This window comes from Oceanicaulis sp. LC35, from assembly GCF_052055585.1.
In the GTDB taxonomy this organism is placed as follows: domain Bacteria; phylum Pseudomonadota; class Alphaproteobacteria; order Caulobacterales; family Maricaulaceae; genus Oceanicaulis.
On record NZ_CP170485.1, the window covers coordinates 564,316 to 576,139 of the forward strand.

The 11,824-nt window shown below is 61.9% G+C and carries 15 protein-coding genes and 1 riboswitch; of the genes, 10 read left to right on the top strand and 5 right to left on the bottom strand.

Features of this window, described 5'->3' with window-relative positions; all coding sequences use genetic code 11:
• The first annotated feature begins 8 nt into the window (after positions 1-8).
• The gene (locus ACFELO_RS02720) at positions 9-422 is read left to right on the top strand and encodes a hypothetical protein (RefSeq protein WP_440959038.1); all 414 of its coding nucleotides are present in this window, start codon (positions 9-11) and stop codon (positions 420-422) included.
• Entirely contained in the window at positions 419-619 is a 201-nt protein-coding gene (locus ACFELO_RS02725; RefSeq protein WP_440959039.1) for a helix-turn-helix transcriptional regulator, read from the top strand. Before ACFELO_RS02720 ends, ACFELO_RS02725 begins: the two co-directional genes overlap by 4 nt.
• Here ACFELO_RS02725 and ACFELO_RS02730 read toward each other — a convergent pair.
• Genes ACFELO_RS02730 through ACFELO_RS02745 form a run of 4 tightly spaced genes read right to left on the bottom strand, consistent with a single transcriptional unit; the run spans position 616 to position 4,253 of the window.
• A complete protein-coding gene (locus ACFELO_RS02730; RefSeq protein ID WP_440959040.1) occupies positions 616-1,743 on the bottom strand; it encodes an ABC transporter permease in 1,128 nt (375 codons plus the stop codon). The genes ACFELO_RS02725 and ACFELO_RS02730 overlap by 4 nt on opposite strands.
• Positions 1,740-2,660: an ABC transporter ATP-binding protein gene (locus ACFELO_RS02735; RefSeq protein WP_440959041.1), complete on the bottom strand. Its 921-nt coding sequence runs from the start codon at positions 2,658-2,660 to the stop codon at positions 1,740-1,742. Before ACFELO_RS02735 ends, ACFELO_RS02730 begins: the two co-directional genes overlap by 4 nt.
• Positions 2,660-3,607 carry an HlyD family secretion protein gene (locus ACFELO_RS02740; protein WP_440959042.1) on the bottom strand — a complete coding sequence of 316 codons (948 nt, stop codon included), beginning with the start codon at positions 3,605-3,607 and terminating at the stop codon, positions 2,660-2,662. The genes ACFELO_RS02735 and ACFELO_RS02740 overlap by 1 nt, the downstream gene beginning before the upstream one ends.
• A 1-nt stretch (position 3,608) precedes the next feature.
• Positions 3,609-4,253 (bottom strand): TetR family transcriptional regulator, encoded by a 645-nt coding sequence (locus tag ACFELO_RS02745; protein ID WP_440959043.1) that lies wholly within the window; start codon positions 4,251-4,253, stop codon positions 3,609-3,611.
• Between the two features lie 173 nt (positions 4,254-4,426).
• Here ACFELO_RS02745 and ACFELO_RS02750 point away from each other — a divergent pair, with 173 nt between their 5' ends.
• The 8 genes from ACFELO_RS02750 to ACFELO_RS02785 all read left to right on the top strand — a co-directional run bounded on the left by ACFELO_RS02750 (position 4,427) and on the right by ACFELO_RS02785 (position 10,206).
• Positions 4,427-6,022, top strand: a complete 1,596-nt coding sequence (locus ACFELO_RS02750; protein ID WP_440959044.1) for a lysine--tRNA ligase — start codon at positions 4,427-4,429, stop codon at positions 6,020-6,022.
• A gap of 220 nt (positions 6,023-6,242) precedes the next feature.
• Complete coding sequence (locus ACFELO_RS02755; protein ID WP_440959045.1) at positions 6,243-6,512, top strand: hypothetical protein; 270 nt, start codon at positions 6,243-6,245, stop codon at positions 6,510-6,512.
• A gap of 266 nt (positions 6,513-6,778) precedes the next feature.
• On the top strand, positions 6,779-7,030 hold the full coding sequence (locus ACFELO_RS02760) for a hypothetical protein (RefSeq protein WP_440959046.1): 252 nt from the start codon (positions 6,779-6,781) through the stop codon (positions 7,028-7,030).
• Positions 7,031-7,071: 41 nt separating this feature from the next.
• Positions 7,072-7,326 (top strand): hypothetical protein, encoded by a 255-nt coding sequence (locus ACFELO_RS02765; protein WP_440959047.1) that lies wholly within the window; start codon positions 7,072-7,074, stop codon positions 7,324-7,326.
• A gap of 112 nt (positions 7,327-7,438) precedes the next feature.
• A riboswitch (FMN riboswitch) is annotated at positions 7,439-7,588 on the top strand.
• A gap of 102 nt (positions 7,589-7,690) precedes the next feature.
• Entirely contained in the window at positions 7,691-8,380 is a 690-nt protein-coding gene (gene ribB / locus ACFELO_RS02770; RefSeq protein WP_440959048.1) for a 3,4-dihydroxy-2-butanone-4-phosphate synthase, read from the top strand.
• Between the two features lie 373 nt (positions 8,381-8,753).
• Entirely contained in the window at positions 8,754-9,080 is a 327-nt protein-coding gene (locus ACFELO_RS02775) for a UrcA family protein (protein ID WP_440959049.1), read from the top strand.
• 177 nt (positions 9,081-9,257) lie between these two features.
• Positions 9,258-9,521, top strand: coding sequence for a hypothetical protein (locus ACFELO_RS02780; protein ID WP_440959050.1), 264 nt, complete (start codon positions 9,258-9,260; stop codon positions 9,519-9,521).
• Positions 9,522-9,675: 154 nt separating this feature from the next.
• Entirely contained in the window at positions 9,676-10,206 is a 531-nt protein-coding gene (locus ACFELO_RS02785) for an adenine phosphoribosyltransferase (RefSeq protein WP_440959051.1), read from the top strand.
• A 74-nt stretch (positions 10,207-10,280) separates the two neighbouring features.
• Here ACFELO_RS02785 and ACFELO_RS02790 read toward each other — a convergent pair whose 3' ends face one another.
• Positions 10,281-11,774 (bottom strand): S10 family peptidase, encoded by a 1,494-nt coding sequence (locus ACFELO_RS02790; protein WP_440959052.1) that lies wholly within the window; start codon positions 11,772-11,774, stop codon positions 10,281-10,283.
• Positions 11,775-11,824 lie beyond the last annotated feature (50 nt).

Consider the following 11,824-nt stretch of genomic DNA (forward strand, 5'->3'; position numbering starts at 1 on the left):
GCGCGAGCGTGACACGAGTGCTTGATATCATCATGCCTGAAACCGCCTCGGCGCCGTCAAAGGCGCGCCAGCGGTATATCCTGCGCTCGTCCCTGATCGGCGGGGCGCTGGGCATGCTGATCGGCCTGAGCGCCGTAGGCAGCGTGCCCGATCTGGCGCTGATCGTGTCGCCGATCCTGCTGGTCGCGCTGGTTTATGAGTTCAGTGCACTCATGCGGGCGCTCGACGAGCTGCAGTCCCGCATTCACATGACCGCGCTTGCACTCGGCGGGGCCGCCTCCGCGACTTTCATGACCAGCTGGGCGCTTCTGGTGTCCGCAAACATTCTGCCGCGCTCTGACATCGAGCTCGCCTTTGGCCTGCCCCTGATGGGGCTCGGCTATTATCTTTCGCTCTTCTTTGTGTCGCGGCGTTACGAATGAAGAACGCCATCAAGCAATTGCGGGCGGAGCACGGATGGAGCCAGGCGGCTTTGGCCGACAAGCTCGACGTGTCGCGTCAGACTGTGATCTCCATCGAAAACGGCAAGTATGATCCGTCCCTGCCGCTCGCCTTCAAGATTGCGCGGGTGTTCAGTCAGTCCATCGAGACAATTTTTGACGACGAGAACGCTGTCTAGTCCAGTGTACGCCGGTACCGGCTCAGAGCCAGGGCGGCGATGACGACAAAGAGCGCTGCCAGCGGCCAGAGTTCGCCTGTAATGTCCGGCAATCCAGCCCCCTTCAACATGATCTCGCGCACCGCCTTGATGAAATGGGTGGTCGGCAGGGCGTTGCCCAGCACTTGCGCCCATCCCGGCATGCCGGCGAAGGGGAACATGAAGCCGCTCAGAAGGATCGAGGGCAGGAAGACGAAGAATGTCATCTGCATCGCCTGCATCTGGCTGCGCGCGATGGTGGAGAACAGGAAGCCCAGCGACAGGTTCACCAGCACGAACAGGCTGACTGCCGCCGCGAAGGCCAGCGGGTCTCCCAGGAAGGGCACGTTGAACAGCCCGAGCGCCAGCACGAGCATCAATCCGGTCTGCAAGACACCCACGACGATGTAGGGCGCGATCTTGCCCGCCATCACCTCGATGGGGCGCGTCGGCGTGGACAGGAGGGTCTCAAGCGTGCCGCGCTCGGCTTCGCGAGTAATCGCCATGGAGGTCATCATCGCCATGGTCATGGTCAGGATGGTCCCCAGAAGCCCCGGGACAATGTTCACCGCGGTCCGGCCTGCCGGGTTGTAGCGCCGGTGAACAATGGCCTCGACCGGGCTTTGATCCTCCACCCGGTGCGTTTCGGGGCTGAGGGCTTCGGACACGATGCGGGGGAAGGCGCCGGATGCGCCGCCAGCGGCGATAGGATCGGTCGCGTCCACATCCAGAAGGATTTGCGGACGTTCACCCCGGGCGTAGGCGCGCTCGAAATCGGGCGGAATACTCAAGACGAAACCCGCCTGGCCGCTGACCAGGGCTTCGTTCGCCGCCTCGGCCCCGTCCACGCGACCGACAATGTCGAAATAATTACTGGTTTCCATCGCTTCCACGATGGCGCGACTGGCCGGCCCCCAGTCGCCGGCTTCCACCAGTGTGCGCATGTGACGGGGATCAGAGTTGATGGCGTAGCCGAACAGCAAGAGCTGCATGACCGGGATGGCCACCATGATGGCGAAGGTCAGCCTGTCACGCCGCATCTGGACAAACTCCTTGGCGGCGACCGCCAGCACGCGGGCGAATGATCCCTGAAAGCCGTTGCTCATTGTCCGCCCTCCGTCCCGGTCATCAGATAGATGAAGGCTTCTTCCAGCCCGGTCTTGGCGGGGCTGACCTCCAGCCCATCCTGTTCGCGATAGGGAGCCAGCGCGGCTTCCAGCTGTTCAGGATCCTTGCCGCTGACATGGATGGCGGATCCGAAGCGGGCGATCTGGTCGACGCCGGACGCTGTCTTGAGTGCTTCATAGACTGGCGCGAGATTGCGGCCTTCAATGCGCCATGTAGTCAGGCCCACGGCGGCGGGGATGTCGCTCGCGGGCGCATCAATCAGTTTGTGACCATAGGCGATGAAGGCGATGAAATCGCATTGCACGGCCTCGTCCATATAGTGGGTGGAGACCAGCACGGTGACGCCCTTTGCGGCCAGCTTGCGGATGCGGTCCCAGAAATCGCGCCGCGCCTTGGGATCAACCCCGGCGGTGGGCTCATCCAGTAGAAGGAGGCCGGGATTGTGGAGCGAGGCGGCGGCCAGCGCCACGCGCTGTTTCCAGCCGCCGGACAATTGCCCGGTCAGCTGTTTCGCCCTTGGGGTAAGGTCATATTCCTCCAGCGCGGCGTTCACGACCGCCTTGCGGTCTTTCAGGGCGTGGAGGCGCGCCATGAATTCAAGGTTTTCCCGCACGCTCATGTCTTCATAGAGCGAGAAGCGCTGGGTCATGTACCCCACTCGCGCCTTGATGGCGCGTGTCTGGGTGCGGATGTCATAGCCGAGCGCGGTCCCCTGACCTTCGTCCGGGGTCAGAAGTCCGCACATCATGCGGATCGTGGTGGTCTTGCCCGAGCCGTTGGGGCCCAGAAAGCCATAGATCGCACCCTTGGGGACCTGCATGTTGAAGTCGTCAACGACGGTCTTGTCCCCGAAGCGTTTGGTCAGTCCCTGGACCTCGATCGCGTACTCGCTCATCAGCCTGCATCCGGCCGGGGGGTGAGGCGCAAAGGGGCGCCGGGTGGCGGAACTACGCCGTCAAACCGCGCTTCCGCCCTGAAAACCAGGCGTGAGCGTTCCTGATCGGAATAGATGATGGGCGGGGTGAACTCCGCTTCCGCATCGATCACACTCAACCGCGCCACCATCGTGTCAGGGCAGCCGTCACACTCGACCGCGAAGACATCGCCGATCTGATAGGCGCCAATCTGCGTTGCAGGCAGGAAGAGCACGGCATGGACTGCACCATCGGGCAGGAACCGCAATCCGGGTGCGCCGGGCCCGGCGACTTCGCCCTCTCGCGCGAGCACCCGCTCAACACGCCCATCCGCCGGAGCGCGGACCGTCCGGCGGTTCAGACTTTCTTCCAGACGCGCCGCATCGGCCTGTGCGGCGCGGGCGGTTGCGGCCAACGCTTGAAGCTGACCATCGCGCGCCGGCATTTCGGCGAGTGTGAGCGCTTCGCTGAGCTCAGCCACCCGGGCATTCGCAGTCGCCGCGGCGGCTTCGGCCTCATCCAGACGCGCGCGCGGGGCGAAGCCTTGATCGAACAGGCGTTGTGCCCGGTTGAGCGCGTCGCGCGCCCGGATCTGTTCGGCGCGCGCCTGGCTGAGACGGTCTCTGGCGGCTTCCACTTCCGGAGCGCGACCGCCGGTTGAGGCGTCAGCCAGACGCGCCTCGGCGGCCTGAGCCTGTTGCTGTGCGGCTTCAAGCGCGAGACGCTCCGCCTCGCTTTCCAGAGTCAGCAAGGGCTCTCCCGCCTCAACCCTTTGTCCGTCGACTACCCTGACCGTCTCTACGCGACCGCTGGATTCCGGCGCCAACATCAGAAAATCACCTTCGGCGTACCCGTAGCGCACGTCGGGTGATGGCGGATTGCAGGCGCAAAGCGCCAGGAAAAGGCAGACGGAAAAAGCCGTGCGCATGTCAGCGCTCCCTGTGATGAGGCGGTGCGGGTTTGAGGCCATGAAACAGAAGGTCGGCCAGCTGGTCGGCGAGTTCAATCGGATCAAGATCGGGATCGTCATCCTGGGCGAAGAGGGTCGTCACCAGGACATGTGCGAGCACCGGCCCCATGAAGGCGCGCAGAACAACTGGCGTGTGAACCGGGCGAAACGTTCCCTGATCCATCCCCGCCGTGATCAGGCGTGTGAGGGCGGCCTGACCCACATTGATGACACGCTGGCGATAGTATTGCGCCAGGTCCGGGAACCGCGCCGCTTCAGCGAGGATGAGACGCGGGGCCGCCGAGATATCCGGGCGTGAGAGTGTGCTGAGCGCCATGCGCAGGCCCGTGCGCAATGCGACCTCGGGGTCAAGCTCTGCGCCCGCTTCCGCAAGATCGCTCAGGGCATCGGCTACACGGGCGGCGGATTGCTCCACCAGGGCTTCCAGCATGGCTTCCTTGGAGGGGAAGTAGAGATAGACCGCACCTTTGGAGAGCCCCGCGCGTCGGGCGATATCCTCCACCCGGGTGCTGGCGAAACCGGTTTGCGTGAAGGCATCAAGCGCGGCGGCGAGGATTTCCTCGGGTCGGGCTTCGGGGCGGCGACGTCGTATGGATGCGGTCATTCGTCTTCATAACTGACCAATGGGTCACTAACAAGGCGGAACTGACTGCGTGGTCATTAAGCTTTCGTGACGTTCATTCACCTGCGTCCGCTCGCCATCAGAGTTGACCGGACGGGGCTGGAGTTCTACTTGCGCTGCTTCAATTCACTTCGCAGCAGGAAAAGAGACCCGCGATGACCGATTTCGCCGCGCTCGCCCAGAATGCCAAGGCCTGGCCCTTTGAACAGGCGCGCCTGGTGCAGAAACGGGTGGAGAAGAGCGGGCTCAAGGGCGACGCGGTCATTTTCGAGACCGGCTACGGTCCGTCCGGCCTGCCGCATATCGGCACGTTTGGTGAAGTGGCGCGTACCGCGATGGTGCGCCATGCCTTCCGCGTTCTGACCGAGGACAAATATCCCACCAAGCTCATCGCCTTCTCCGATGACATGGACGGCATGCGCAAGGTTCCCACGAACCTTCCTAATCAGGACATGCTGGTTGAACATCTGGGCAAGCCGCTGACCGATGTGCCCGATCCTTTCGGCACGCATGAAGGCTTCGCCCAGCACAATAATGCGCGCTTGCGGGCGTTCCTCGACAGCTTCGGCTTCGAGTACGAGTTCCGCTCCGCCACGCATGAATACCGCTCGGGCGCTTTTGATGAGACGCTGATCCGCGCGCTCGAGAAGTTTGATGACATCATGGCGGTGATGCTGCCGACCCTGGGGGCGGAGCGTCAGGCGACCTATTCGCCTTTCCTGCCGATCTCGCCCACCACGGGCCGGGTGCTGTATGTGCCGATGAAGGCGATCGACGCGAAAGCGGGCACGATCACCTTTGAGGATGAGGACGGGACCGACATCACCCTGCCGGTAACGGGCGGCAACACCAAGCTGCAGTGGAAGCCCGATTTCGGCATGCGCTGGGCCGCGCTGGGCGTGGATTTCGAGATGTTTGGCAAGGACCACCAGGCCAATGCGCCGGTCTATTCCAAGATTTGCCGCATCCTCGGCGTCGAGCCGCCGGTGCAATATGTCTACGAGCTGTTCCTGGATGATCAGGGCGAGAAGATTTCCAAGTCCAAGGGCAATGGCCTGTCGGTCGAGGAATGGCTGAGCTATGCGCCTCAGGAATCGCTGTCCATGTACATGTTCCAGAAGCCTCGGACGGCCAAGCGCCTGTATTTTGACGTGATCCCCAAGGCGGTGGACGAGTATCGCCAGCATCTGCGCGCCTATCCCGATCAGGCCGAGGACAAGCAGCTGGAGAACCCGGTCTACCACATCCATGCGGGTGAGCCGCCCAAGGCGGGCGCGGACATCAGCTATTCATTGCTGCTCAATCTGGTGTCGGCGGCGAACGCGCCGGACAAGGCGACGCTGTGGGGCTTCATCGCCAAATATGCGCCGGATGTGACGCCCGAAAGCGATCCGTTCCTGGATCGTCTGGCGGGCTATGCGCTGGCCTATTACGAAGAACAGGTCAAACCGCACAAGATCTATCGCGCCCCCACCGAGATGGAGCGGGCGGCGATGGAGGATCTGCTGGCGCGGTTCAAGGCGCTCGATCCGTCCGAGACCGACGCCGAGCTGATCCAGACCGAGGTCTATGCGGCGGGTAAGAGCCAGCCGTTCGAGAACCTGCGTGACTGGTTCCAGGGCCTGTATGAAGTGCTGCTGGGGCAGAGCCAGGGGCCGCGCTTTGGCGGTCTTGCCGCGCTGTATGGTCTGCCGGGGACGATCGCCCTGATCGAGCGCGCGCTGGCAGGTGAGGATTTGTCTAAAGCCTAGGTTGCGTCAAGGCCAAAGATGCGCCCCGCAGCTAGCAAGTTGCGGGGTTTTCTTGGTTTTTAAATGCAACTCCCGATGAGTTGACCGTTCAACCAGAGGCGTATTTCATTTCTCCTGTTCGGTGTGCGAATTCAATTCATGGTTTGCCATGTGGCCAGCCGCGATTGCGTCATCCTGAGCACAGCAAAGGGCTAGTCAGCCTGAAACAATGGAGACTTACATGAAAGCGTTCACTCTTGGTCTTTCGCTTGTCGCTTCGGCTGCGGCGCTTGCTGTCCTTCCGACCTCTGCGGTGTCTGCAGGGCAGCCTGAGCCTGTCTATTACATCACCTATTATGCGGATGCGGCGATGACCCAGCCGGTCGGCTATGTTCAGCAGGTCTGCGACAGCTGGGGCGTCGGCTATGGACCGACCTTCGGTGAGTATGGTCCCTATGAAGACCGTTTCCTTGCTGGCTATTGCCAAGATGGCGTCCTGATCTGGATCTAGGACGTCGCCATCGTCTGGACATGCTTTTCCAGCGCTGAGACTCCGAACCCCGCTGTTCTGAACGGCGGGGTTCTGGTTTTCGGGTTGTTGACGAAACAACCAACAGGGGTATTCTGTCCTTGTGGGTCAGTCACCGGCGTCGCACAGGCAATCAACTGTATGCCGTCGCCGGGGAACTCAAACTGCGTCGATTCCGGCCCTTGGAAGGGCCTCAATCACCGCTGCGGGCTGGCGCCCGTCTGGCGGACCGAGGAGGAGACGACATCATGACGTTCAGGATTGTCAGTGCGGCTGTTGCAGCCGGGATCGCGGTGAGTGCGGCATCCATGGCGATGTGGCCGAATACCGAACGGATGTACGAGTACACCTATTACAGCGACGCCAGCAAAACCACGCAGGTCGGCTTTTCATTCGATCAGTGCATCAATGGGCATGTCGTGCCCGGCCAGGCCCATGGTACCGCGACGCAATACTATACGCGTCATGTGATCGGTCAGTGTCCCGGCTATCTGTACTAGGTCCGATCTAGTCCCAATTCCTTGAAAAAATGGAGATATCCATGCTGAATATGAAAGCTGTGCTGGGCGCTGCGACGCTCGCCATTGGCGCTGCCGCAGGCCTGACTTCGCAGGCGGGCTCTGCCGAACCCATGTATTTCTATTATTTCTATTCTGACGCCAGCAAGACCGACATGGTCGGCTTCCGTCGGGATATCTGCAACAATGGCTATATCACTTCGGGTCCGGTCGCGGGCTATGTCACGGCCTATTACGACACCGAGTTGATCGGGCAATGCCCGGGCTATCTGTACTAGGTGACGCCAGGCGAGGCGGGTGGGTGTCTGTCCATTCCGCCTCGCGCCACCTTGCGAAGATCAATCCCTGCCGCCAGACTGCCAAGGCGCTGGATCGTCTCCGGCGCGTATTGCTTGTTCTCAGGGCAGGGTGAAACTCCCGACCGGCGGTATCCGTATGTTTTACGGGAGCCCGCGAGCGCCCGCCGCTTTTTGCGACGGGGTCAGCAGATCCGGTGAAACGCCGGAGCCGACGGTATAGTCCGGATGGAAGAGAACACAGATGGCGCATGCCTTCAGGCCGCAAGCTGACTTGCGGCGTGCAGGGCTATGGGCTGTCTCTCTGACGCCCTGGTTCAGGCCTGTTCAACGCAAAGGCAGGACCATGAATCAGATTGATAAAACCGGTTTTCACTCCGACAGCACGCCGCAAAGTCGCGTCAGGGCCGCTATCGCGTCCATTCGCGCGGGCCGGGGTGTTGTGATTACAGATGATGAGGGGCGCGAGAATGAAGGCGATCTCGTCTTCGCTGCGGATAGCCTGACTTCATCGCAGATGGCGCAGTTGATCCGCGACTGCAGCGGCATTGTCTGCCTGGTTATGGATCAGGCGAGGGCTGACCAGCTGGCCCTTCCGCCCATGGTGACGGACAATTCCGCGCGCTATGGCACCAATTTCACCGTCACCATCGAGGCCAGGGAGGGCGTGACGACAGGCGTCTGCGCAAGAGATCGCGTGACGACCATTCAGGCCGCTATCAAGGCGGATGCACGGCCAGAGGATCTCGCTCGGCCAGGCCATGTCTTCCCGCTGGTCGCTCATCCCGAGGGGCTGGCGACGAGGCGGGGCCATACCGAAGCCACGCTGGCCCTGATGGGGCTTGCAGGTCGCCAGTCTGCTGGCGTGCTGTGTGAGTTGATGCACCCGGATGGCGAAATGATGCGATTGGATGCACTCAGGGCGTATTGCACAACGCATGAGCTGGCCTGGGTCACCGTGGATGATCTCGCCACCTGCGATCCTGCTCAAGAGTCTGAAAAGAAGGCGGAAGTAGAATTATCCACAGCCTTGTGAAATTCGTGACACAAAACTGCAAAATATCTCCGCCGCGATAAGTGCTTCAGAAATTTACCAGTTTTGATCCGTCGAGAAAGCCGGCCCGCGAGCATCGCTCGTCGGGGCGGCTTTTTTGTTGTTTAATATCAATGGCTTTCAAATTTTAGGGATTCGTGAAGTTTAAGTCGAGGCCCCACTTTTCATCCGTATCCAGATGTATTACATTTATATGACTGTTGGGTGACAGATCGATAACCAAGGCGACGGTCAAGGCTTCAGCGCGCAGGATTCACCCCCCTGGAGAAGGACTGAACTGGCCCAAGCCCCAATAGCGGATCGCAATGCCGAGAGGCGCGGCGGTCCGTGGCAAAAAAAGTGAGGAGTGAACCCAATGAAGCATCTGATCAAAACCGTCGCCGCTGCGTCCGTTCTGGCCTCTGCCGGCCTGTTCGCCGCCACGGCGCAACAAAGCCAGGAATTCACCTTTGCGGTGGATCGCGCTGAACTCACCTCGCCGCAAGCGGTGCGCGTGGCCTATCAGCGCCTGAACGTCGAAGCCGAGCGCTATTGCGAAGCCATGGCCCTTCCGATCAATGAGCAGGCGTACTGCCGCGCGGATGTGGTCGAGCATGTGGTCAGCGCCGTGTCCCATCCGGGTCTGAGCGATCTGCATGTGGAACGCACCCGTGAAGCCCGTTACGTGGCTGATCGCGGCTAAGCCCTGACGCTCTATCGGCGTTGGTTCGCCAGCGCCTATCAAGACGGCCCGCCAGCGTTCAGCTGGCGGGCCGTTTGGTTTTTGCCTGGTCCCTCTGGATTTTCGGAATGGACCCGGATTGGCTTGACGCTTTTGGGGCGTGTTCGTAGCCTGAGTTCTCCCAAAAGGAGAATTGCTATGAAGAAGATGCTTGCTATTGCGAGTTCGGCTCTGGTTCTGGCGGCCGGGGCTGCGGGCGTACTGCATGCGCGTGCCATCGAAGCGGTGCACAGCTATGTCTATTACAGCGACGCCTCACAGACCGAGGTGGTCGGGCTCAGCATTGAGATGTGCCTGCAAGGCGGCGTGGTTCCCGGGCGCGTTTCGGGCACACAGACCGCCTATGTCTCGTCCAGCGTGATCTATTATTGCGATACGGCGACGGGTTCGATCCTGCCCTGATCGGTCCTTGACTGGCGCTCTGGTGCGGGTGACCGCGCCAGAGTCGCCTTGTCCATGAACGCGGGTTCGGCTTGACGCTGCGTTGCACCTCTTCAATGCTCGGCTTTCAGAGGGCAGGGTGCGCCTGCCTGTCATTTCCGAGCCGGAGCACCCCATGGACCATATCAAGTCCGCTATTCGCACCATTCCCGACTATCCCAAGCCCGGCATCATGTTCCGGGATGTGACCACGTTGCTGGGCGATCCGGGCGCGTTTCGCGCAGCGGTGGACGCCATGGTCTTTCCGCATGCAGGCAAGAAGATCGACAAGGTTGCGGGGATTGAGGCGCGCGGTTTCATCCTGGGCGGGGCGGTCGCTCACCAGCTCAGCGTCGGCTTTGTGCCGATCCGCAAGAAAGGCAAGCTGCCGCACAAGACGATCAGCCAGTCCTATGAGCTCGAATACGGCACGGACGAGGTCGAGATCCATACGGACGCCATCAAGCCGGGCGAGAGCGTTCTGATCGTCGATGATCTCATCGCCACGGGCGGCACCGCCGAAGCGGCGATCAAGCTGATCCGGGCTGCGGGCGGCGAGGTGGTCGGCTGCTCCTTCGTGATCGACCTGCCCGATATCGGGGGCGCCAAGCTGATCGAAAGCCATGGCGTGAAAGTGGCGAGCCTTGTGGCGTTCGAGGGCGAGTAGGCCAGCTCCATCCCGCACAAGAAAAAGCCCCGGAGCATCGCTCCGGGGCTTTCTCGTTCATAAGGCTGCTGCGCTTACTCGATGAAGTTACGCACATCCTCGGCCAGCTGCTCGATGGAGGGCTGGTGCAGATACATCATGTGGCCGGACATGTAGTAGTGCATGTCGATGCGGCTCTGATCGTAACCGGGACGGTTGAAGGTCATCTCGGTGGCGAAGAAGGGCGTCGCCAGATCGTAATAGCCATTGGCCACCATCACGCGCAGATCGCTGTTCTGGCGCATGGCGCGTTCCAGCCAGGGTGAGACGTTGACATAGCTGTTGTCGCCGCCGGCGGGACCGGCGTCCCAATTCCACTGACGCACGCCGCCCAGCGGGGTGTAGGGCCGGGTGATGTCCACGCCCAGAGTGCGGGTGTAGTAATCGAGCATGGAGGCGGTGTAGGCGCCGTCAATGCCATAGCCGGACGGATCGCCCTCGGGGTTCTCTGACACGCCATCTTCCTCAGGGCCGGTGAAGCGACCGTCAAAGCGCCCCACGGACACGCCCTGATCACGCAGAAGCTCGGTGCGGAAGCGTGACAGGTTCACGCGCAGATTAGCGCGGTCGATGAAGGAGCGCGACAGGCCGGTGAAGCTCGCCAGACGGTCGATGATCTCGTTACGGTCCTGCGCATTCAGAGTGTGACCACGCACCAGCGCCGGCAGGTATTCGTCCGTGGCGAAGGCGCGGGAATCCGCGATGAAGGCGTCAAAGTCATTGTTCCAGGCGCTGCGCTCCACCTTCTCATGATACCAGGCGGTCGCGGCATAGCCGGGCAGCAGGCCGACATAGCCGACTTCGTTGCCGGGATTGGTCGCGTCGAGCGAGAAGTCCAGCACCACCGAGATCAGGATGATCCCGTTGATGGACACGTCATTCCAGCCCGCTTCCAGCTGACGCATCAGCGCAGCGGAACGGGTGGTGCCATAGCTTTCGCCAATGATGTATTTCGGCGAGGCCCAGCGCTGGTTCTCGGTCAGCCAGCGACGAATGAAAGCGGCCACGGACGCGGCGTCTTCATCCACGCCCCAGAACTCTTCTCCGGCGTCGGTGTCGCCCAGCGGACGGCTCCAGCCCGTGCCGACCGGGTCGATGAAAACGAGGTCGGCTTCATCGATCAGGCTTTCAGGGTTCTCACGCACGGTGAAGGGCGCGGCGCCGTCATCGCCCGGCGGTTCGCTGGGCAGCACGACGCGCTGCGGGCCGAACATGCCCATATGCAGCCAGAGCGAGGCCGAGCCCGGCCCCCCGTTGAAGATGAACGCCACCGGGCGGCTGCGCGGGTCAGAGACGCCTTCACGCAGATACGTGGTGGAGAAGATCGAGCCGGTCGGCTCGCCCTCGTCATTCTCGAGATAGGTTTCAGCCGCGATGGCGCGGTAACGCACGCGTTCGCCGCCTGCGGTGATCTGGCCGGTGGATTCCCAGCGGCCCGGCTCGGGAATCTCGGGCGTGCTGTCTTGGGCCAGCATCGGGCTGGCAAGCATGAGCGCCGCGCTTAGCGCGGCGGCGGCGGTGCGGATCATCTCCGTCTCCTTTTCCCCTAGACGCCTCGCTCCCCGAAAATGCGGGGGCG

Excerpts from the sequence above, each read along its gene's own strand:
- ACFELO_RS02725 (WP_440959039.1), top strand. The coding sequence starts at position 419 with ATGAAGAACGCCATCAAGCAATTGCGGGCGGAGCACGGATGGAGCCAG.
- ACFELO_RS02730 (WP_440959040.1), bottom strand. The coding sequence starts at position 1,743 with ATGAGCAACGGCTTTCAGGGATCATTCGCCCGCGTGCTGGCGGTCGCC.
- ACFELO_RS02735 (WP_440959041.1), bottom strand. The coding sequence starts at position 2,660 with ATGAGCGAGTACGCGATCGAGGTCCAGGGACTGACCAAACGCTTCGGG.
- ACFELO_RS02740 (WP_440959042.1), bottom strand. The coding sequence starts at position 3,607 with ATGCGCACGGCTTTTTCCGTCTGCCTTTTCCTGGCGCTTTGCGCCTGC.
- ACFELO_RS02745 (WP_440959043.1), bottom strand. The coding sequence starts at position 4,253 with ATGACCGCATCCATACGACGTCGCCGCCCCGAAGCCCGACCCGAGGAA.
- ACFELO_RS02750 (WP_440959044.1), top strand. The coding sequence starts at position 4,427 with ATGACCGATTTCGCCGCGCTCGCCCAGAATGCCAAGGCCTGGCCCTTT.
- ACFELO_RS02755 (WP_440959045.1), top strand. The coding sequence starts at position 6,243 with ATGAAAGCGTTCACTCTTGGTCTTTCGCTTGTCGCTTCGGCTGCGGCG.
- ACFELO_RS02760 (WP_440959046.1), top strand. The coding sequence starts at position 6,779 with ATGACGTTCAGGATTGTCAGTGCGGCTGTTGCAGCCGGGATCGCGGTG.
- ACFELO_RS02765 (WP_440959047.1), top strand. The coding sequence starts at position 7,072 with ATGCTGAATATGAAAGCTGTGCTGGGCGCTGCGACGCTCGCCATTGGC.
- ribB (WP_440959048.1), top strand. The coding sequence starts at position 7,691 with ATGAATCAGATTGATAAAACCGGTTTTCACTCCGACAGCACGCCGCAA.
- ACFELO_RS02775 (WP_440959049.1), top strand. The coding sequence starts at position 8,754 with ATGAAGCATCTGATCAAAACCGTCGCCGCTGCGTCCGTTCTGGCCTCT.
- ACFELO_RS02780 (WP_440959050.1), top strand. The coding sequence starts at position 9,258 with ATGAAGAAGATGCTTGCTATTGCGAGTTCGGCTCTGGTTCTGGCGGCC.
- ACFELO_RS02785 (WP_440959051.1), top strand. The coding sequence starts at position 9,676 with ATGGACCATATCAAGTCCGCTATTCGCACCATTCCCGACTATCCCAAG.
- ACFELO_RS02790 (WP_440959052.1), bottom strand. The coding sequence starts at position 11,774 with ATGATCCGCACCGCCGCCGCCGCGCTAAGCGCGGCGCTCATGCTTGCC.